Source organism: Brevundimonas sp. Marseille-Q4549 (assembly GCF_976940555.1).
The window spans coordinates 708345-726126 of the sequence record NZ_CDRHXG010000001.1 but is presented as its reverse complement, the minus strand read 5'-3'; the positions used below and the strand labels follow the sequence as shown (position 1 = coordinate 726126).

Annotated in this window: 17 protein-coding genes; 4 read left to right on the top strand and 13 right to left on the bottom strand. The window is 67.6% G+C overall.

Annotated elements, in window-relative coordinates; all coding sequences use genetic code 11:
• The first annotated feature begins 80 nt into the window (after nucleotides 1-80).
• Entirely contained in the window at nucleotides 81-2729 is a 2649-nt protein-coding gene (gene alaS / locus ACWPV3_RS03635; RefSeq protein ID WP_453976876.1) for an alanine--tRNA ligase, read from the top strand.
• A 45-nt stretch (nucleotides 2730-2774) separates the two neighbouring features.
• Here alaS and ACWPV3_RS03630 read toward each other — a convergent pair whose 3' ends face one another.
• From ACWPV3_RS03630 to ACWPV3_RS03620, 3 genes are all read right to left on the bottom strand, one after another.
• Nucleotides 2775-3341: a DUF2939 domain-containing protein gene (locus tag ACWPV3_RS03630; RefSeq protein WP_453976875.1), complete on the bottom strand. Its 567-nt coding sequence runs from the start codon at nucleotides 3339-3341 to the stop codon at nucleotides 2775-2777.
• On the bottom strand, nucleotides 3338-3940 hold the full coding sequence (locus ACWPV3_RS03625; protein ID WP_453976874.1) for a DUF2939 domain-containing protein: 603 nt from the start codon (nucleotides 3938-3940) through the stop codon (nucleotides 3338-3340). The genes ACWPV3_RS03630 and ACWPV3_RS03625 overlap by 4 nt, the downstream gene beginning before the upstream one ends.
• A 171-nt stretch (nucleotides 3941-4111) precedes the next feature.
• On the bottom strand, nucleotides 4112-5332 hold the full coding sequence (locus ACWPV3_RS03620; RefSeq protein ID WP_292086505.1) for an NADP-dependent isocitrate dehydrogenase: 1221 nt from the start codon (nucleotides 5330-5332) through the stop codon (nucleotides 4112-4114).
• A gap of 150 nt (nucleotides 5333-5482) precedes the next feature.
• Here ACWPV3_RS03620 and ACWPV3_RS03615 point away from each other — a divergent pair, with 150 nt between their 5' ends.
• Both ACWPV3_RS03615 and ACWPV3_RS03610 read left to right on the top strand, forming a co-directional pair.
• On the top strand, nucleotides 5483-5695 hold the full coding sequence (locus tag ACWPV3_RS03615) for a DUF2945 domain-containing protein (RefSeq protein WP_453976873.1): 213 nt from the start codon (nucleotides 5483-5485) through the stop codon (nucleotides 5693-5695).
• Nucleotides 5692-6855 (top strand): DUF1176 domain-containing protein, encoded by a 1164-nt coding sequence (locus ACWPV3_RS03610; protein WP_292086503.1) that lies wholly within the window; start codon nucleotides 5692-5694, stop codon nucleotides 6853-6855. Before ACWPV3_RS03615 ends, ACWPV3_RS03610 begins: the two co-directional genes overlap by 4 nt.
• 19 nt (nucleotides 6856-6874) lie before the next feature.
• On the opposite strand, the gene ACWPV3_RS03605 is transcribed toward ACWPV3_RS03610, so the two are convergent.
• The 4 genes from ACWPV3_RS03605 to truB form a co-directional block, all read right to left on the bottom strand.
• Complete coding sequence (locus ACWPV3_RS03605) at nucleotides 6875-8716, bottom strand: DUF885 domain-containing protein (RefSeq protein ID WP_453976872.1); 1842 nt, start codon at nucleotides 8714-8716, stop codon at nucleotides 6875-6877.
• Between the two features lie 155 nt (nucleotides 8717-8871).
• The gene (pnp, locus tag ACWPV3_RS03600) at nucleotides 8872-11106 is read right to left on the bottom strand and encodes a polyribonucleotide nucleotidyltransferase (protein ID WP_453976871.1); all 2235 of its coding nucleotides are present in this window, start codon (nucleotides 11104-11106) and stop codon (nucleotides 8872-8874) included.
• Between the two features lie 251 nt (nucleotides 11107-11357).
• Nucleotides 11358-11627 carry a 30S ribosomal protein S15 gene (gene rpsO / locus ACWPV3_RS03595; RefSeq protein WP_292086500.1) on the bottom strand — a complete coding sequence of 90 codons (270 nt, stop codon included), beginning with the start codon at nucleotides 11625-11627 and terminating at the stop codon, nucleotides 11358-11360.
• A 72-nt stretch (nucleotides 11628-11699) separates the two neighbouring features.
• On the bottom strand, nucleotides 11700-12632 hold the full coding sequence (gene truB / locus ACWPV3_RS03590; RefSeq protein ID WP_453976870.1) for a tRNA pseudouridine(55) synthase TruB: 933 nt from the start codon (nucleotides 12630-12632) through the stop codon (nucleotides 11700-11702).
• A 23-nt stretch (nucleotides 12633-12655) separates the two neighbouring features.
• Between truB and ACWPV3_RS03585 the strand changes: the two genes are divergently transcribed.
• Nucleotides 12656-13246: a hypothetical protein gene (locus tag ACWPV3_RS03585; RefSeq protein WP_453976869.1), complete on the top strand. Its 591-nt coding sequence runs from the start codon at nucleotides 12656-12658 to the stop codon at nucleotides 13244-13246.
• 8 nt (nucleotides 13247-13254) lie between these two features.
• Here the strand turns inward: ACWPV3_RS03585 and rbfA are convergent, their stop codons facing one another.
• The 6 genes from rbfA to ACWPV3_RS03555 form a co-directional block, all read right to left on the bottom strand.
• Nucleotides 13255-13716 (bottom strand): 30S ribosome-binding factor RbfA, encoded by a 462-nt coding sequence (rbfA, locus tag ACWPV3_RS03580; RefSeq protein ID WP_453976868.1) that lies wholly within the window; start codon nucleotides 13714-13716, stop codon nucleotides 13255-13257.
• An 84-nt stretch (nucleotides 13717-13800) separates the two neighbouring features.
• A complete protein-coding gene (locus tag ACWPV3_RS03575) occupies nucleotides 13801-14490 on the bottom strand; it encodes a DUF2459 domain-containing protein (RefSeq protein ID WP_453976867.1) in 690 nt (229 codons plus the stop codon).
• 12 nt (nucleotides 14491-14502) lie between these two features.
• Nucleotides 14503-15063 (bottom strand): hypothetical protein, encoded by a 561-nt coding sequence (locus ACWPV3_RS03570; protein ID WP_453976866.1) that lies wholly within the window; start codon nucleotides 15061-15063, stop codon nucleotides 14503-14505.
• A 43-nt stretch (nucleotides 15064-15106) separates the two neighbouring features.
• On the bottom strand, nucleotides 15107-15619 hold the full coding sequence (locus ACWPV3_RS03565; protein WP_453976865.1) for a hypothetical protein: 513 nt from the start codon (nucleotides 15617-15619) through the stop codon (nucleotides 15107-15109).
• 38 nt (nucleotides 15620-15657) lie between these two features.
• A complete protein-coding gene (locus ACWPV3_RS03560; protein ID WP_453976864.1) occupies nucleotides 15658-16590 on the bottom strand; it encodes a Gfo/Idh/MocA family protein in 933 nt (310 codons plus the stop codon).
• Between the two features lie 3 nt (nucleotides 16591-16593).
• Entirely contained in the window at nucleotides 16594-17751 is a 1158-nt protein-coding gene (locus ACWPV3_RS03555; protein WP_453976863.1) for a DegT/DnrJ/EryC1/StrS family aminotransferase, read from the bottom strand.
• Nucleotides 17752-17782: the final 31 nt, after the last annotated feature.

Below are 17782 nucleotides of genomic sequence, written 5' to 3'. Positions count from 1 at the left end.
CCGGCGGCGGGGATGCGTTCGCCGCCAAAACCCTATATGACGCCGGTTCCTAGCGACCGCCCCAGCCGAAGACACGCCGAATGCCCAGCCTGAACGAGATCCGCGCCACCTACCTCGACTTCTTCGCGGCCGACGGTCACGAGAAGGTGCATTCGGCTCCGCTGGTGCCGCAGAACGACCCGTCCCTGCTGTTCGTCAACGCCGGCATGGTGCCGTTCAAGGACTATTTCACCGGTGCGGCCAAGCCGCCCTATCCGCGCGCGACCAGCTCGCAGAAATGCGTGCGCGCGGGAGGCAAGCACAACGACCTGGACAACGTCGGCTATACCGCCCGCCACCTGACCTTCTTCGAAATGCTGGGGAACTTCTCCTTCGGCGACTATTTCAAGGAACACGCCATCGACCAGGCGTGGAACCTGGTCACGGACGGCTTCGGCCTGGACCCCAAGCGTCTGTTGGTCACGGTCTATATCGACGACGACGAGGCCGCCGCGATCTGGAAGAAGGTCACGGGTTTTTCCGACGACAAGATCATCCGCATCGCCGGCTCGGACAACTTCTGGGCCATGGGCGATAGCGGCCCCTGCGGCCCCTGCACCGAAATCTTCTGGGATCACGGCGACAAGATCGCCGGCGGCCCTCCCGGTTCGCCCGATGAAGACGGCGACCGGTTCGTCGAGATCTGGAACAACGTCTTCATGCAGTTCGAGAAGGAGAACGATCAGATCGTTCGCAGCCTTCCCAAGCCCAGCGTGGACACCGGCATGGGTCTGGAGCGGATCACCACCGTGTTGCAAGGCGTCCATTCGGTGTTCGAGACCGATCTGTTCAAGACCCTGATCGCCGCCTCCGAAGACGCCACCTCGACCAGGTCGGAGGGCGAGCGCGCCGCCAGTCACCGGGTCATCGCCGACCACCTGCGCTCGTCGTCCTTCCTGATCGCCGACGGCGTCACCCCCTCGAACGAAGGCCGGGGCTATGTCCTGCGCCGGATCATGCGCCGCGCCATGCGCCACGCCCACCTGCTGGGCGCGACCGATCCCCTGATGCACCGTCTGGTCCCGACGCTGGTGGCGCAGATGGGCGACGCCTATCCCGAACTGGCCCGCGCCCAGCCCTTCATCGAGGACACGCTGAAGCAGGAGGAGATCCGCTTCCGCACCACCCTGGGCCGGGGCATGACCCTGTTCGACACGGCGGTTCAGGGCTTCAAGCCCGGCGACATGCTGGACGGCCAGACCGCCTTCACCCTGTCCGACACCTATGGCTTCCCGCTGGACCTGACGCAGGACGAGGCCCGTCGCCGCGGCTTTTCGGTCAATGTCGACGGCTTCGAGGCCGCCATGGCCGAACAGCGCCAACGTTCGCGCGAGAACTGGAAGGGCTCGGGCCAGTCGGCCAACGCCGGCGAATGGCTGGCCGTGCGCGACCGGATGGGACCGACTGTCTTCACCGGCTATGACAATATCGAGGGTTCGGGCGAGGTCCTGGCCATCATGAACGGCGGCGCGCCCGTCGAGGCGGCCGAGGCCGGCGAGATCGTCGAGGTCCTGTTCGACACCACCCCCTTCTACGCCGAAAGCGGCGGCCAGACCGGCGATCAGGGCAGGCTGGAATGGCCGGGCGGCGAGGCCGAGGTGCTGGACGTCAAGAAACACGCCGGCGACCTGCACGTCCTGTCGGTCCAGATCACGGCCGGCAAGCTGGAGATGGGCGCCCGCGTCGCCCAGTCGGTCGACGCCGAAAAGCGCACGACGACCCGCGCCAACCACTCCGCCGCCCACCTGCTGCACACCGCATTGAAGAATGTGCTGGGTCCGCAGGTCGCCCAAAAGGGTCAGCTGGTGGACGCAGAGCGCGCCCGCTTCGACTTCAGCCATTCGGCCCCCGTCACCGAGGACGAGCTGGCGGCCATCGAGGCCGAGGTCAACGCCGTGATCCGCCAGAACGTCCCGGCGGAGACAAAACTGATGGCCCCCGCCGACGCCATCGAGGCCGGCGCCATCGCCCTGTTCGGCGAGAAATACGGCGACGAGGTCCGCGTCCTGACGCTGGGCCGCTCGCTAGTCAGCGATAACGCCCCCTATTCGGTCGAACTGTGCGGCGGCACCCACGTCGCCCGCACAGGCGACATCGGCCTGTTCAAGGTGGTTCAGGAAACCGGCGTCGCCGCCGGCGTCCGCCGCATCGAGGCCCTGACCGGCGAGGCGGCCCGCCTGTATCTGGAAGGTCAGGCCAGGGTCGCCCGCAACCTGGCCCGCGACTTCAAGATCCAGCCGTTGGACGTCCCGGCCCGCGTCGAAACCCTGCAAGGCTCGGTCAGGACGCTGGAGAAACAGGTCGCCGAGCTGAAGAAGCAACTGGCGCTGGGCGGCGGTTCGGGCGCTTCGTCCGCGCCCGAGGAGATCAACGGCGTCAAGCTGATCGCCCGCGTTCTGGACGGGGTGGACGGCAAGGGCCTGCGCGGCGTGGCCGAGGACTTCCGTAAACAGGTTGGAACCGGCGTCGTCGCCCTTATCGGCGTGACGGACGGCAAGGCCGCCGTGACCGTCGCCGTCACCTCGGACCTGACCGGCCGCGTCAACGCCGCCGATCTGGCGCGGGCGGCGGTCATCGCCATGGGCGGCCAGGGCGCGGGCGGCAAACCCGACTTCGCCCAGGGCGGCGCCCCGGACGGGTCGAAGGCCGATGACGGTCTGGCGGCGGTGCGGGCGGCCCTGGCGGGCTGAGACCCAGCGGCGCCGAAGAGCGGACCGTGCGATTTCGCCGGGCGATCAGGCCATCGGATCGGGCGTCAGGTCCACGCCCGACAGCTTCCAAGAGAACGGCCCGCGCCGGCTCATCAGCAGGACCAGGGCGTCGTCGGGCCGATCCTCGCGCGTCAGGGTGACGGCGAAGGTGTTCGGCCCGCGATAGGCCCAGGACTGATGCAAACGGTCCTTGGGCGCGGCGGGCGTATCCGGGGACGGCGCGGGCCGTTCCGGCTCGGGCTTTTCTGCGGACCGCACCATGGCGGCGACCGCCTGGGGTGTGACCAGATTATCGACCGCCCCATCCACCAGGGACGGCGCCAGCAGCATGCCCAGCGCCGTCAGGCCGGCGTCGCCCTTGGCCCGCTGGCGGATTTCCATCGTGGCGCGGGCGTTCAACTCCTCGCGCAGACTGGCGCGAAAGGCGGGAAAGTCCACGCGCCGCTCCAACTGGGCCGCGTCGCCCGCCCGCGCCGCCCGGATCAGCCCCTGGGCCGCCAAGAAGGGCGAAACGAACAGGGCGATCAACACGGCGCCCGCCACCACGATCACCGCCCCCCAGAGGCGCTTTCTGGTCGAGGAGCGGTTCATGGCGTGTCCTTTCGCGGAGCGGGGCGAGGGGTCGAGGCAGGCGAGTTTGGAGCAGAGGGGGCGGTGCCGTCGGGCAGGCCGATCTGAACCAGGGTCCAGGCGAAGGGTCCGCGACGCTCGAAGGTGAAGACGGTGCGCGATCCGCCCCGATCCCGAACCGCGAAACGCGCCCGGTTCACGCCCCAGAAGACGAGCCGAGGCCAGGGCTTGTCCACACGGGCGTCGGTGGCGGCCGTGGTCGTCCACTGGCTGGCGTAGCGTCCCTCGCCCCTTGTCAGGGCCGAGAGGGCGGCGGGCGTCAGGTAGGCGTCCACGTCCGGCGGCCGGATGATCGGGTTCTGCTGCAACTGGTGGCGGAAGGCGCCGATCGGGTCTTCCAGAAAGGACGGCGCGGGCGCCATCGCCTCGGGCCGACCGGCCAGCTGCGGCCGCAGCGACTGACGCACGGCCGAGAAGTCGATCAGCCGCGACAGCCCCTGGACGTCGCTGGCCTCGGCCGCCGAACGGATGGCGAAGAAGGCCACCCCCGGCGCGGCGAAGAAGGACACGATCGCAAGAACGACCGCCGCCAACAGCAGATTTGCGAACAGGCGCCTCACCCGAACTCCCTCATGACCGCGATCATGCACGGCTTTCACCCCGGCACAACGAAAAGCCCCGCCGGAGCGATCCGGCGGGGCCATTCTTCTTTGTCCTACCGCGCTTCGCACTGCTTGAGGACGTTTGGGCGTCCTGTCGGCAAGGCTTGTGCGGCGGGGCGGCTGCGAGGCTTAGCCCACGTCCGGCAGGGCGGCCTTCAGGTTCTCGGCGACCTTGTCCAGGAAGCCTTCGGTGGTCAGCCAGCCTTGCTGATCGCCGACCAGCAGCGCCAGGTCCTTGGTCATGTAGCCGGCCTCGACCGTATCGACGACGACCTTCTCCAGGGTGTCGGCGAACGCCACCAGGGCCTGGTTGTCGTCCAGCTTGCCGCGGTGCTTGAAGCCGCGCGTCCAGGCGAAGATCGAGGCGATCGAATTGGTCGAGGTGGCCTCGCCCTTCTGATGCTGGCGATAGTGGCGGGTCACGGTGCCGTGGGCAGCCTCGGTCTCAAGCACCTTGCCGTCGGGCGTCATCAGCACCGAGGTCATCAGGCCCAGGGAGCCGAAGCCTTGGGCCACCACGTCCGACTGCACGTCGCCGTCGTAGTTCTTGCACGCCCAGACGAAGCCGCCCGACCATTTGATCGCGGCCGCGACCATGTCGTCGATCAGCCGGTGCTCATAGGTCAGACCGCGCGCCTTGAATTCCTCGGCGTAGTGTTCGTCGAACACCTCCTGGAACAGGTCCTTGAAGCGACCGTCATAGGCTTTCAGGATGGTGTTCTTGGTCGACAGATAGACCGGATAGTTGCGGGCCAGGCCGTAGGCGAAGCTGGCGTGGGCGAACTCGCGGATCGAGGCGTCCAGATTGTACATGCCCATGGCCACGCCCGAACCGGGGAATTGGAACACCTCGTGTTCGATCTCCTGACCGTCGTCGCCGACGAATTTGATCGTCAGCTTGCCGGGGCCGGGGACCAGGAAGTCGGTGGCCTTGTACTGGTCGCCGAACGCGTGACGTCCGACCACGATGGGCTGGGTCCAGCCGGGCACCAGGCGCGGCACGTTCGAGCAGATGATCGGTTCGCGGAAGACCACGCCGCCCAGGATGTTGCGGATGGTGCCGTTCGGCGACTTCCACATCTTCTTCAGGCCGAATTCCTTCACCCGCGCCTCGTCGGGGGTGATGGTGGCGCACTTCACGCCGACGCCGTGCTTCTGGATGGCGTGAGCGGCGTCGATCGTCACCTGGTCGTCGGTGGCGTCGCGGTTCTCCATGCCCAGGTCGTAGTAGTCCAGATCAAGGTCCAGGAACGGAAAGACCAGCTTGTCCTTGATCATCTGCCAGATGATGCGGGTCATTTCGTCGCCGTCGATGTCGACGATGGGGTTTTCGACCTTGATCTTGGCCATGCGTGGGTCCGCCTCTGACTATGGGGAAGGAATGTCGTGGCGGCGGTATAGCGAGGCCGCGCGCCCACGCAAAGCCCGCCGTCCGCCAGGCGGAACCGATGCGGCGGCGGAACGCTGAAACTTCAGCGCGATGATCACGGAGCAACGCCCATGTCCGACACGACCTTCAAGGCCGGAGACAAGGTCAAGTGGGACCACAGCCAGGGCACGACCACCGCAAAGGTGATCAAAAAGGTCACATCCGAAACTCGGATCAAGGGCCACAAGGCGGCGGCCTCCAAGGACAATCCGGAGTATATCGTCGAAAGCGCCAAGACCGGCGCACGCGCCGCCCATAAACCTTCGGAACTGAGGAAGGCATGATCTCTTCTCGCGGCCCTCACGGCCTACAATGCCTGACCTTCGGCCTGGGCGCCCTGGCGCTTCTGGCCGGTTGCGGCGACCGAACGGACAAGGCCCCGACGGCTGCGCCCGGTTCCCCGGCGGCGTCGAGCACACCCGCCGCCACAGCGCCGGTCCTGCAGATTCGCAGCGAGACCCGTACCTTCAGGGACTGGCAGGCCAGCTGCGGGAACGACGGGAACTGCTGGGCCTTCGGCTTTGCGCCCGACTTTGGCGCGGGCTGGATCCGCATCGCCCTGGCGCCCGGCCCGGACGCCCAGCCGCAGATATCCTTCGGATTTTGGCCTGACAGTGACGGTCCCCCTGCGCGGCGGCTGTCGCTGGATGTCGACGGTCGCGTCTTCCCGGCCAGCATGAGCCCTGACGGAACCAAGGAGGCGCCGATCGGCGTGATCGCCGGAGGCGACGCTCGCGCGCTTATCGACGCCTTGGCCCAGGGCAAGAGCCTGACCCTTCGAGGCGGCGCGAACCAGGCCGTGTCGCTGAACGGGGCGGCGGCCTCCCTGCTTTGGATCGACGACAAGCAAGGCCGTCTTGACACCTCGACCGCACTGATCCGGCGCGGCGCCAAACCATCCTCCACAGTGCCGACGGCCCCGCCCCTGCCGACCGTGACCCTGTCCTCAGCGGTCAGTCAGGCCGGCTTCGGCGACACGGGCCAGACCGTTCCAGACGCGCTTCTGAATCGCAGCGACGTCGCCAACTGCATGAAGGAATCCGTGACGCCGGACGTTACGGACACCGTCGCTTCGGCGCGACTGGACGCCAATACTGAGCTGTGGGCCATTCCCTGCGGCGCAGGCGCCTACAACATTACCCAGGCCTGGTTCTTGACCGGACCGGGCGGCCGCGACGCGCGACCCGTCGCCCTGGTCGGAACCGGCGGCCCAGGCGCGGACCCCACGACGCCCGACAACACCACCATAAATGGCGCCTACGATCCCAAGACCCGCCTTCTGACGGCCTTCCCCAAGGGGCGAGGACTCGGTGACTGTGGGACACTACAGACTTGGGGCTGGACCGGCCGTCAGTTCGTCCTGACGAAGGAGCAGACCATGGGCGAATGCGCCGGGGTCGATCTCGACTACTGGCCCACGACTTGGCGCGCCCGAACGAACTGACCAAAGCTCGGACCAGGTCTCACGCCTGGGTGGACGTCCAGTCCTGCACGATCCGCTCCAGCACCGACAACGGCACGCCGCCGGCGGCCAGGGCCGTGTCGTGGAAGCCCTTGATGTCGAATTTCGGCCCCAGGGTCGTCTTGGCCTGTTCGCGCAGCCGGACCCATTCGTTGTGCCCGACCTTGTAGGCGCAGGCCTGGCCCGGCCAGCCGCAATAGCGTTCCACCTCCGACGTCGCCGCCCCTTCCTGGTCGCCATAGGCGTCCATCATGTAGCGGATGCCCTGTTCGCGGCTCCAGCCCTTGGAATGGATGCCGGTATCGACCACCAGGCGCGCGGCGCGGAACATCAGCGACTGGATATAGCCGATCTGTCCCACCGGATCGTTCTCATAGGCGCCCAGTTCGTCGGCCAGCTGTTCGGCGTAGAGCCCCCAGCCTTCGACATAGCTGGAGAAGCCCAGAAGGTTCATCAGCAGGGGCGCCGAGGGGCTTTCCTGCTGCAGACTGATCTGCAGATGGTGGCCCGGCGTCGCCTCGTGATAGGTCAGGGTCGGCAGGGACCAGGACGGCCATTCCGCCGTGTCCTTCAGATTGATCCAGTAGATGCCGGGCCGCGTCCCATCCAGGCTGGCCGAGTTGTAATAGCCCATCGGCGCCCCGGCCTCGATCTCGGGCGGCACGCGCTTGATCTCGACCTTGGCCTTGGGCAGGCGGCCGAAGGCGCTAGGCAGCCGGGCCTGCATGTCGGCCATCTGTGCGTTCAGCTTGGCGATCAGCTCGGCCTTGCCAGCGTCGGTGTTGGGATAAATGTATTTGCGGTCGTCGCCCAGGGCCTTGATGCGGTCGGCGACCGAACCCTGCGTCATCCCCTGCGCCTTCAGCAGTTCGTCGGCGCGCGCGGTCAGTTCGGCCATCTGGGCCAGGCCGGTGCGGTGGATCTCCTCGGCCGTCAGCCGGGTGGTGGTGATGTAGTTCAGACTGTTGGCGTAGTACTGCTCGCCCTGAGGCAGGCGGAGCACAGACGCTTCATGGGTCGCGCCCGGCTGGGCGGCCTTCAACACGGCGTTCTGGGCGGCCAGGGCCGGATAGACGCGTTCGGTCAGAAGGCGTTCGACCTGGGCGTCCCAGTCGCCGCTCAGCCCCTTTTCGCGCGCCCGGTCGCGCACCGACTGGGTCAGGGGCGAGGTCGCGACAGGCGTCGCCAGGAAACCGTCCTGCTGACGCACCGCCTTGGCCAGGATGAAGTCGGGCGGGACGACGCCCAGGGCGTACTCCTCCTTCAACCGGTCGGTCTCTGCGGTCAGGACGTCGGCGAAGGCGTTGACGCGGGCCACATAGGCGTCCGCGTCGGCGGCCGTCTCTATGGTGTGCTGATTGGCCAGGAAGTCGGGCGTCGACTGATAGGCGCCGCCCTGCTGGCTGACGCGATAGGGATTGGGCCAGCCGCCCTGGCCGTAGGGGATGGCGTAGGTGGCGATCACGCCGTCCAGATTGGACTTCAGGCTGTCGTAATAGTTGACGTTGCGCGGCGTCAGGGCAGCGCGGTCGATCCGCGCCAGTTCGGCCGCCTGGCGGCGAACGAAGGCGCGCTGGTCGTCCTCCTCCTGTCGGGTCGGGGCAGTCAGCTGGGACTTGGCGGCGGCGCGCGCGCCCTTGTCCAGGCCGAACATGGTCACGACCTCGGGCGCGCGGTCCAGCGTCTCCTCGAACGCCCGGTCCATGAAGCCGCGGAATGTCGCATCCACCGGCCCGCCCTCGACGGGGGCGGCGGTCTGGACGCGGGCCAAGGCGGACCCGCCCACGGCGGCGAGACCCGCGCCCAGGGCGGCGGACTGAAGCAGGCGGCGACGATCGAGCATGGACTTCTCCCCACGAAATGACGCCGCAATGGAGACCCGCCGCGTCACGCCCGCAAGTGAAATCCGCGACAGGCCGGCGCGCCCGGAGCGGGCGGCGCGAAAAAGCCCGGCGGATCGCTCCGCCGGGCCTCTTTCGTCAGGGGTGACGCCGTCGCCTAGTCGCGACGACGACGGCCGCGGTCGCCGCCGCGATCGCCGCCCTCGCGCTTCGGACGACCGCCGGTGTCTTCCGACAGCGGGGCCTCGCCGCGTTCGGCGCGTTCGGCGTTGATCTTGTCGGTGATGTCCTCGCCAGTTTCCTGATCGACGACCTTCATCGACAGCTTGGTCTTGCCGCGATCGTCGAAGCCCAGGAACTTGACCTTGACCTCCTGGCCCTCCGACAGGACGTCGGCCGGGTTGGCGACGCGTTCCAGAGCGATCTGGGACACGTGGACCAGGCCGTCCTTGGCGCCGAAGAAGTTCACGAAGGCGCCGAAGTCGACGACCTTCACGACCTTGCCGGTGTAGATCGTGCCGACTTCCGGTTCCGAGGCGATGGACTGAATCCAGGCCTTGGCGGCGTCGATCTTTTCCTGGTCGTTGGCGGCGATCTTGATGGTGCCGTCGTCGCCGATGTCGATCTTGGCGCCGGTCTTTTCCACGATCTCGCGGATGACCTTGCCGCCCGAACCGATCACTTCGCGGATCTTGTCGACCGCGATCTTGACGGATTCGATCTTGGGCGCGAACTCGCCCAGCTCGGTGCGGGCGCCGTCAATGGCCTTGTCCATCTCGTCCAGGATGTGCAGGCGGCCGGCCGAAGCCTGGGCGATGGCCTGTTTCATGATCTCCTCGGTGATGCCGGGGACCTTGATGTCCATCTGCAGCGAGGTGATGCCTTCGCGGGTGCCCGCGACCTTGAAGTCCATGTCGCCCAGGTGGTCTTCGTCGCCCAGGATGTCCGACAGGATGGCGAACTCGCCCGACGGTTCCAGGATCAGACCCATGGCGATGCCCGAGACAGGACGGGCCAACGGCACGCCGGCGTCCATCAGGGCCAGCGACGAACCGCAGACCGTGGCCATCGAGGACGAGCCGTTCGACTCGGTGATCTCCGACACCAGGCGGATGGTGTAGGGGAAGTCTTCGCGCGACGGCAGCATCGGACGGATGGCGCGCCAGGCCAACTTGCCGTGACCGATCTCGCGGCGGCCGGGCGACCCCATGCGGCCCGCTTCACCCACCGAATAGGGGGGGAAGTTGTAGTGCAGCAGGAAGCTTTCCTTGTAGGTGCCGGTCAGGCTGTCGATGTACTGCTCGTCCTCGCCGGTGCCCAGGGTGGCGACCACCAGAGCCTGGGTTTCGCCGCGCGTGAACAGGGCCGAACCGTGGGTGCGCGGCAGGACGCCGACTTCCGACACGATGGCGCGGACCTTGTCCAGGGCACGGCCGTCGACGCGGTGGCCGTTTTCGATGATGTCGCGACGCAGGACCTCGGCTTCGCACTCCTTGAAGGCGGCCGAGAATTTCGAGGCGTCGACGCCGTCGGGGTTCTCGTCGGTCTTCACCAGGGCGGCGGCTGCGGTCTTCTTGGCCGCATCGACGCCCGAGCGGCGCTCGTATTTGCCGGGGTGGGTGTAGGCGGCCTTGATGTCCTCGCCGACCAGCGACTTGATCGCGGCGACGACGTCCGAATTGTCTTCGGCCTGGAAGTCGAAGGGTTCCTTGGCGGCGTGTTCGGCCAGGTCGATGATCGCGTCGATCACCGGCTGCATGCCGGCGTGGGCGAACATCAGGGCCTTCAGCATCAGGTCTTCCGACAGCTCCTTGGCCTCGGATTCGACCATCATCAGGGCGTCTTGCGTACCGGCGACCACCAGGTCCAGGTCCGAGGACGGCATCTGGTCGATGGTCGGGTTCAGCACCAGCTCGCCGTCGATCACGCCGACGCGCGCGGCGCCGATCGGACCCATGAAGGGCACGCCCGAGATGGTCAGGGCGGCCGAGGCGGCGACCATGCCCAGGACGTCGGGATCGTTTTCGAGGTCGTGCTGCAGCACGGTGACGACGACCTGGGTCTCGTTCTTGAAGCCCTTGACGAACAGCGGGCGGATCGGACGGTCGATCAGGCGGGAAACCAGGGTTTCCTTCTCGGTCGGACGGCCTTCACGCTTGAAGTAGCCGCCGGGGATCTTGCCGGCCGCGAAGGTCTTTTCCTGATAGTTGACCGTCAGGGGGAAGAAATCCAGGCCGGGCTTTGGCGCGCGGCCATAGACGACGGTGGCCAGAACCACGGTCTCGCCGTAGGTCGCCAGCACGGCGCCGTCGGCCTGACGGGCGATACGGCCCGTCTCCAGGGTCAGCGGGCGTCCGGCCCACTCGATCGTCTTGCGTTTGATATCGAACATATCTCGTCTTTCGTAGCCCGGGCGGCGTATTCCGCGCGGGGTCCCATCATTGGGCGGATGCGTCGGCGTTCAGTCCTTCGATCCATGGGCCGCCGCGCCATCGCGGAAGACCCGATGAGGACCGGCATGGCCCTCGCGTCTGCGCCGTTGTCCTGCGGCGCCCAGGTCGTGTGAGGGGACGTCTAGGTACACAACGAGGCGCGGACGTGACCGCCCGCGCCTCGAAATGATCTCTACATCCGTCCGGCGCCTTAGCGGCGCAGGCCCAGCTTGGCGATCAGCGCCTGGTAGCGGGCGCTGTCGGTCTTGTTGAGGTGGTCCAGAAGGCGACGACGCTGCGACACCATCTTGAGCAGGCCGCGGCGCGAGTGGTTGTCCTTCTTGTGGGTCTTGAAGTGTTCGGTGAGGTTGGCGATGCGTTCCGACAGGATCGCGACCTGGACCTCGGCCGAGCCGGTATCGCCGGCGGAGCGGGCGTTATCGGCGATGATCTCGTGCTTGCGTTCAGCAGTAACCGACATCGAAAGTCTCCCTTGGTGGCCTACCGCGCGTCGTGCTGCTTGAGGCCGGGTTGGAGTCTCCTGATCAGGCGATCAGGAAAGATTGAAAACGCGGTCGGGTTCTAACCGGCCGGCCCGCAACTGACAGAGCGCGACGAGGGTCTGGCCCTGAAAGGCTGAAACCGTGCGCGAACCGCCTGAAAGACGATCCTTGAGGGTTTCCACCTGACGGGGGAGCAGAACGATCGGGCGTCCCTGCCGAAGCGAGAAGGCGTCCTGTTCATTCACGGCCAGTTCCGGGATGTCGTCCAGAGCGGTCGCGACGGCAAGCAAGCCTTCCGAGGCGGCGCCCCTATGCACCATTTCCTCCAGAGAATCCAGAGTGACGGCGTTTTCCGTGCTGAACGGGCCGACGCGCTCGCGCCTGAGGGCGCTGACATGGCCCTCGGCGCCCAGCACCGCCGCCAGGTCGCGCGCCAGCGACCGCACATAGACGCCCTTGCCGGTGCGGATGACGATTTCGACGTGGTCGGCGTCGGGCGCGTCCGAGACCTCGGCCGAATGGACGGTTACGCGCCGCGACGGCAGTTCGAACGCCACCCCGTCGCGCGCCAGGTCATAGGCGCGGGCGCCGTCCACCTTGATGGCCGAGAAACGCGGCGGCGTCTGGTCGATCTCGCCGACGAAGGCGGGCAGGGCCGCCTTCACCTGCTCCACGCCGGGCCGCACGTCGGATCGGCTGATGATCTCGCCCTCGCGGTCCACGCTGTCGGTCGAGACGCCCCAGTTGATGGCGAAGCGATAGACCTTCTGCGCCTCCATCATCATCGGCACTGTCTTGGTCGCTTCGCCCAGGGCGATGGGCAGGATGCCGCTCGCCAGCGGGTCCAGCGTCCCGGCGTGACCAGCCTTCTGGGCGTTGAACAGGCGACGGATGCGGCTGACCGCCTCGGTCGATCCCATCTCGAACGGCTTGTCCAGACAGACCCAGCCGTCGACAATATCGCCCTTCTTGCGACGGCCCATCAGCAATGCTCCGTTGAGTGATTATGAAAACGCTCAGCCGCCGCGCGACCCTGTCCGCCCCGCTCGTCCTGATGACCCCAGCCTTCCAGGCGGCAGACCAGTCTTACGGCGGCTTCGCCATCGATTTGAACCTCGCGCCTCAAGCCACGAGAGACGCCACGCTGCGTTCGCTGTGCGCCCAGATCGATCTGGTGAACAGCCTGAAGATCAAGCCCGACGTCATGGCTTGGTTTCGCACCGTGCCTTTGATCGTCGATCCGTCGATCCGGGGACCGGGCGAGTTCCGTAACGGACGACTGGCGCTGAAGGATATCGCCACGCCCGCCGATAATCCGCTGCTGCTGCACGAACTTCTGCACGGTTGGCATTTCCAGATGATGCCCGGCAGACGCCGCAATCCAGAAGTCCTGGCCTTCTATGCGCAGGCCAAGGCGTCCAGCGCCTTTCCAGCTCAGTCCTATATGATGTCCAACGTCGGGGAGTTCTTCGCCATGACGGCCTCTGTCGTCCTGTGGGGTAAGGCCGCACGACCGCCGAGCACGAGAGAACGTCTTCGGGCGGTCATGCCTGCCTACTACGACTGGCTCGTCGGACAGTTCGGCCTCCAGCTCTGAAGCGGGCTTCATTCGCCATCGTCGTCGCGGCGTTCCAGGTCGGCGCGGACGCGGGGATCGTCGAACAGGCGGTCCATATGGCTGGCGGCGTCGAAGCTTTCGTCGTGACGGAAGCGCAGATCGGGCGTGAACTTCATGTCCAGCTTGGAGCCCAGGCGTCCGCGCAGGAATTTGGCATGGGCGTTCAGGGCCTTGATGATCTCGCTCTCGTGACCCGTGGTCTCGGCCGCCTCGACCCCGGCGCCCAGGGGCTCCACGAAACAGGTGGCGTGCTTCAGATCGGGCGACAGCCGCACCTCGGTGACAGTGACCGAGACGCCGCGCAGGGCGTCGTCGTGGATGTCCTCCTCGCGGAACACGTCCACCAGGGCGTGACGGATCAGTTCCCCGGCGCGCAGCTGGCGCTGGCTGGGCCCCGTTCCAGAGTGGCCGGGACCGGAGGCGTTGCGGGTGTGTTGTTTGCGGGACATGGGCCGCTCCTTGGTTCATCGCACACGGCCGATCATCGGCGCGACCGGGGATCGGACCCGGCGGACTGGCGGAAGCCGGGCGGTCTAGTCGCCTCGCGCCGCCGTGTCCAGTTCCGCCGGGGTCTGCTCACGCGCCGTCCGCAGCACCTCGGCCGAGACGATCGACCGGACCGGCCGGATCGGCAGGCCGGCGGCGTTCAGAACCTGGGCGCTCCAATGATTGCACAGATGCAGGATGGAGAAGGTCTCGCGGCTGGCGAAGAAGCGCGCGTCGTCGCCCGGCCGCACCGCCGCGATGCGGGGCCCGCCGCCCGACAGGTCCAGCGATCCCTCGATCCGGTCCGCCATCCGGTCGAAGGCGGCCCGCGTCAGGATCAACGCCGCGCGGCCGTCGGCGGCGTAGCGCGTCCGAGGGTCCTCCACCTCCGGATCCAGCATCAGGACGGATGGATTGCCCGGCCGGAAAAAGGCCCGTGCGCCGTCAGGCAGGCGGCTGCCCATCGGGCTTTGATCGACGTAGAATTTCGCATCGCCCCAGCCGATCACGATCCAGTCGCCCGGCGCCAGTTCGGCGACCGCCTGGGCCAGGGGACCGCCGCGCCGCATCAGGGCCGCGCGCGGAACGACCAGATCGGTATGGAAGCCATTGTCCAACAGATAGGCGGCGATCCGCTCCGCCCCCGGATCCGAAGGCGTGGAACGACCCGGCGTCGTCCAGGTCAGAAGCGCGGCTGTAACGCCCAGAACGACCGCCAGGATCAGACCCCGTCTCATCGGATCGGCCCTTCAGCGGTTCAGGGCGACGACGGCGCACAGCCTGTCGTCGGTCGCCAGGCTTCCCGGCGGTGGTCCCTGGCGAACCGGCATGACGATCACGCCCTGGCGATGAACGGCCAGGGCCAGCCAGCCCACGGCATGACCGGCGCACAGGCGCGACTCCCGGTCGGCGACGACGCGGCGGACCTCGATCTGGGCGGCGGGCGGCGTCTGCAGAACCTCGGCGAAGGTGCGGGCCGCGCTGGCGGCCTGGTCGGCGGAAACCAGGCGATGCGGCGCGGTCTCCAGACCTCCCGCGCCCGGCCGCGTCACCGTCGCCCCGTCGAACGCCAAGGTCACGGCTCCGTCGGCCGTGCGATAGGCGCCGGCCAAGACAGGGTCGCCGACCTCGACCCGGTCGGGCGGCTGAGACGGCAGGCCACGCGGCAGGACGCCGGCGAAACTCAGGCGATGCAGGGCCGGCTCCACCACCACCGCCCCGATCAGGACGCAGACGAAGGCGCACAGGCCGATGGCGGCCAGAATCCAGGTCGGCGGCGGGGCGTCATAGGCGGTTTCGGACACGCTCATGCGTCCAATCTAGAACGCCGTGCGCCGAGGGTCGAATCCGTCGTCAGTCGGCGCGGGGGGCGGGTCCGGCCGGGGCGGTCTGCCACTCTCCGCGCCAGTCGTATTGCAGGGTGACGCAATGGCGGAAGGTCCCGTCGCTCCAGCGGCCGAGCGCCTGCATCGTCAGGGGGCGCGGGGCGCGCACCCGACCCATCGCTAGCCAGACCTCGTCGGCGCCGGGACACAGGGCGCGCGACAGGCCGCGGCCGTCGCCCTCCGGGTCGATGGCGTAGAGATCACGCTCCTCGGCGCCTTGCGGCAGGACGCGAAGCGCCTCGCCCGGCCCGCCGCGCACGAAGCCCGCCGTGCCCCGCTGGGTGGTCGAGAACAGCCGCTCCACCGTCACCGCCCCGAACAGGCCGCGCCGCACCTGCAGCGTCACCCCCTTGGTCAGGGCCTGGGTGATCCGGTCCGAAGCGTTATAGGCGTAGTAGCGCGTGTCGGCCCGGGCGGGCGCGGCGGCCACGGCCGACATCAAGCCCGAGACGACGACGGCGGAGAGAAGAAGGCGGCGCATCAGTCTTCCTTTCCCGGCCTTTGCGGCGACAAAGCGGCTCAGCCCTCGCCCAGGCAGCGCAGGGCGACCTCAAGGTTGCGCAGGCCGTCCTCGCCCGTGACCGCCGGGGTCTCGCCCGTTACGATGGCGCGGGCGAAGGCTTCCAGCTCCTTCTTCAGCGGCTCGGCCGGCCAGCTGTTCAGCATCCGCGTGGAATAGGAGCCGTCCGGCTGCTGGCCGAAATATTCCGTCACCTGGCGGGTGATCAGGTCGGCGACGATGAATTTGGTCTTGGTGGCGACCTGAAGGGTGCGGGTCTTGTAGGGCGTGACCCAGTTGGTGGTGATGTGGGCGATCACCCCGTTGTCCAGGCGGAACTGCAGCAGGGCCGTGTCCTCGCGGTCGGCGCGGGTGCGGGCCAACTGAGGCTGGACCTCGGTGATTTCCGATCCGGTCAGGTGGCGGATGATGTCGATGTCATGCACGGCCAGGTCGATGACCACCCCGACCTCGCCCATGCGGGGCGGGAAGGGGCCGACGCGGGTGATCTGGATGGAGATGATGTCGTCGTCAGCGACCGCGCGCTTGACCGTCTCGACCGCCGGGTTGAACCGCTCGACCTGGCCGACCATCAGGACGCGGTCGTTGGCGCGGGCCGCGTCGATCATGCGCTGGGCGTCGGCGACCGTGGCGGCGATGGGTTTTTCCACCAGAACGTGGACGCCCTTCTCCAGCAGGGCCACCCCGACCTCGGCATGGAACCGGTTGGGCGTGGCCACGACGGCGGCGTCCAGACCGGCGTCGACGAAGGCCTGGGCCGTCGTGACGGCCTGCGCGCCATAGGCGGCGGCCACGCCTTCGGCCGTCACGGCGTCGGGATCGAAGATGGTCGTCAGCTCGAACTCGCGCATTTCAGAGGCGACGCGCGCATGGTTGCGGCCCATGACGCCTGCGCCGGCGACGCCGATCTTGAGGGGGGCGGTGGTCGGCATGGCTTAACCCTTGAAGCTGGCGACGGCGGCGACGATGCGATCCTGGGTCGCGGCGTCCAGATCGGAATGCATCGGCAGGCTGACGACCACGTCCTTCAGCCGCTCGGTCACGGGCAGGCCGCCCGCGCCGCGCGGATAGTGTTCATAGGCGGGCTGCAGGTGCAGCGGGATCGGATAATAGACCGCCGTGGGAACGTCGTTGGCCTTCAGGTGCGCGGCCAGACCATCCCGGTTCGGGTGTTCGATCGTATATTGCGCCCAGTTGGAGATGTTTCCGGCCGGCACGTCCGGCACCTTGGCGACATGGGGACGCAATCCGTCGTTGTAACGGGCGGCGGCGGCGTTTCGCCATTCGATCTCCTGAGCGAAGACCTTCAGCTTCTCGATCAGGACAGCGGCCTGGATCGTGTCCAGACGGCTGTTCAGGCCGATGCGCATGTTCAGATATTTGGGGTCGTGGTCGAAGGTGCGGTCCTTCAGGTCCACCGCGACGGCCTTGCCGTGGACGCGGATGGAATCCATCAGCTGGGCCAGTTCGTCGTCATTGGTCAGCACCGCCCCGCCGTCGCCGTAGCAGCCCAGCGGCTTGGCCGGAAAGAAGCTGGTGGTGGTGACGTCGGCCCATTTCAGCGGGTGGGCGCCGTCGATGGTGCAGCCGAAGCCTTGCGCCGAATCCGAGATCAGCTTCAGCCCATGCTTGTCGCAAATGGCCTTGATCGCCGGATAATCGGCGGGCTGGCCGAACAGGTCGACAGCGATGACCACGCGGGGCGTCAAACGACCCTCGGCCTTGATCCCTTCGATGGCGCGGTCCAGCGCGGCGGGGTCCATATTGTAGGTGTCAGGGTCCACGTCCACGAACACCGGCTCGGCGTCGAACCAAGGCACGACCTCGGCGGTGGCGGCGAAGGTGAAGCTGGGCACGAAGACTGCGTCGCCGCGTCCCACGCCCCAGGCCATCAGCGGCAGGGCCAGGGCGTCGGTGCCGTTGGCGCAGCCCAGGGCGTGTTTGGCCTGGCCGAAGGCGGCGAGGTCGGCCTCGAACTGACGGACCTGCGGACCCATGACCCAGGCGCCGCCGACGACGGCCTCCTGGACGGCGGCCTCGATCTTGCCGCCGAGACGCAGCCGCTGGGCCTGAAGGTCGATGAAGGGGATCATGGGTCGCGCTCTCCGGAACTGGGGCGGGCAG

Bases quoted from the DNA above. Each gene is read 5' to 3' on its own strand.
- ACWPV3_RS03615 (WP_453976873.1), top strand. From the start codon at position 5,483: ATGTCCGACACGACCTTCAAGGCCGGAGACAAGGTCAAGTGGGACCAC.
- ACWPV3_RS03610 (WP_292086503.1), top strand. From the start codon at position 5,692: ATGATCTCTTCTCGCGGCCCTCACGGCCTACAATGCCTGACCTTCGGC.
- rbfA (WP_453976868.1), bottom strand. From the start codon at position 13,716: ATGTCCCGCAAACAACACACCCGCAACGCCTCCGGTCCCGGCCACTCT.
- truB (WP_453976870.1), bottom strand. From the start codon at position 12,632: ATGGGCCGTCGCAAGAAGGGCGATATTGTCGACGGCTGGGTCTGTCTG.
- ACWPV3_RS03630 (WP_453976875.1), bottom strand. From the start codon at position 3,341: ATGAACCGCTCCTCGACCAGAAAGCGCCTCTGGGGGGCGGTGATCGTG.
- ACWPV3_RS03575 (WP_453976867.1), bottom strand. From the start codon at position 14,490: ATGAGACGGGGTCTGATCCTGGCGGTCGTTCTGGGCGTTACAGCCGCG.
- ACWPV3_RS03570 (WP_453976866.1), bottom strand. From the start codon at position 15,063: ATGAGCGTGTCCGAAACCGCCTATGACGCCCCGCCGCCGACCTGGATT.
- ACWPV3_RS03560 (WP_453976864.1), bottom strand. From the start codon at position 16,590: ATGCCGACCACCGCCCCCCTCAAGATCGGCGTCGCCGGCGCAGGCGTC.
- ACWPV3_RS03585 (WP_453976869.1), top strand. From the start codon at position 12,656: ATGAAAACGCTCAGCCGCCGCGCGACCCTGTCCGCCCCGCTCGTCCTG.
- alaS (WP_453976876.1), top strand. From the start codon at position 81: ATGCCCAGCCTGAACGAGATCCGCGCCACCTACCTCGACTTCTTCGCG.
- ACWPV3_RS03605 (WP_453976872.1), bottom strand. From the start codon at position 8,716: ATGCTCGATCGTCGCCGCCTGCTTCAGTCCGCCGCCCTGGGCGCGGGT.
- ACWPV3_RS03555 (WP_453976863.1), bottom strand. From the start codon at position 17,751: ATGATCCCCTTCATCGACCTTCAGGCCCAGCGGCTGCGTCTCGGCGGC.
- pnp (WP_453976871.1), bottom strand. From the start codon at position 11,106: ATGTTCGATATCAAACGCAAGACGATCGAGTGGGCCGGACGCCCGCTG.
- ACWPV3_RS03565 (WP_453976865.1), bottom strand. From the start codon at position 15,619: ATGCGCCGCCTTCTTCTCTCCGCCGTCGTCGTCTCGGGCTTGATGTCG.
- ACWPV3_RS03620 (WP_292086505.1), bottom strand. From the start codon at position 5,332: ATGGCCAAGATCAAGGTCGAAAACCCCATCGTCGACATCGACGGCGAC.
- rpsO (WP_292086500.1), bottom strand. From the start codon at position 11,627: ATGTCGGTTACTGCTGAACGCAAGCACGAGATCATCGCCGATAACGCC.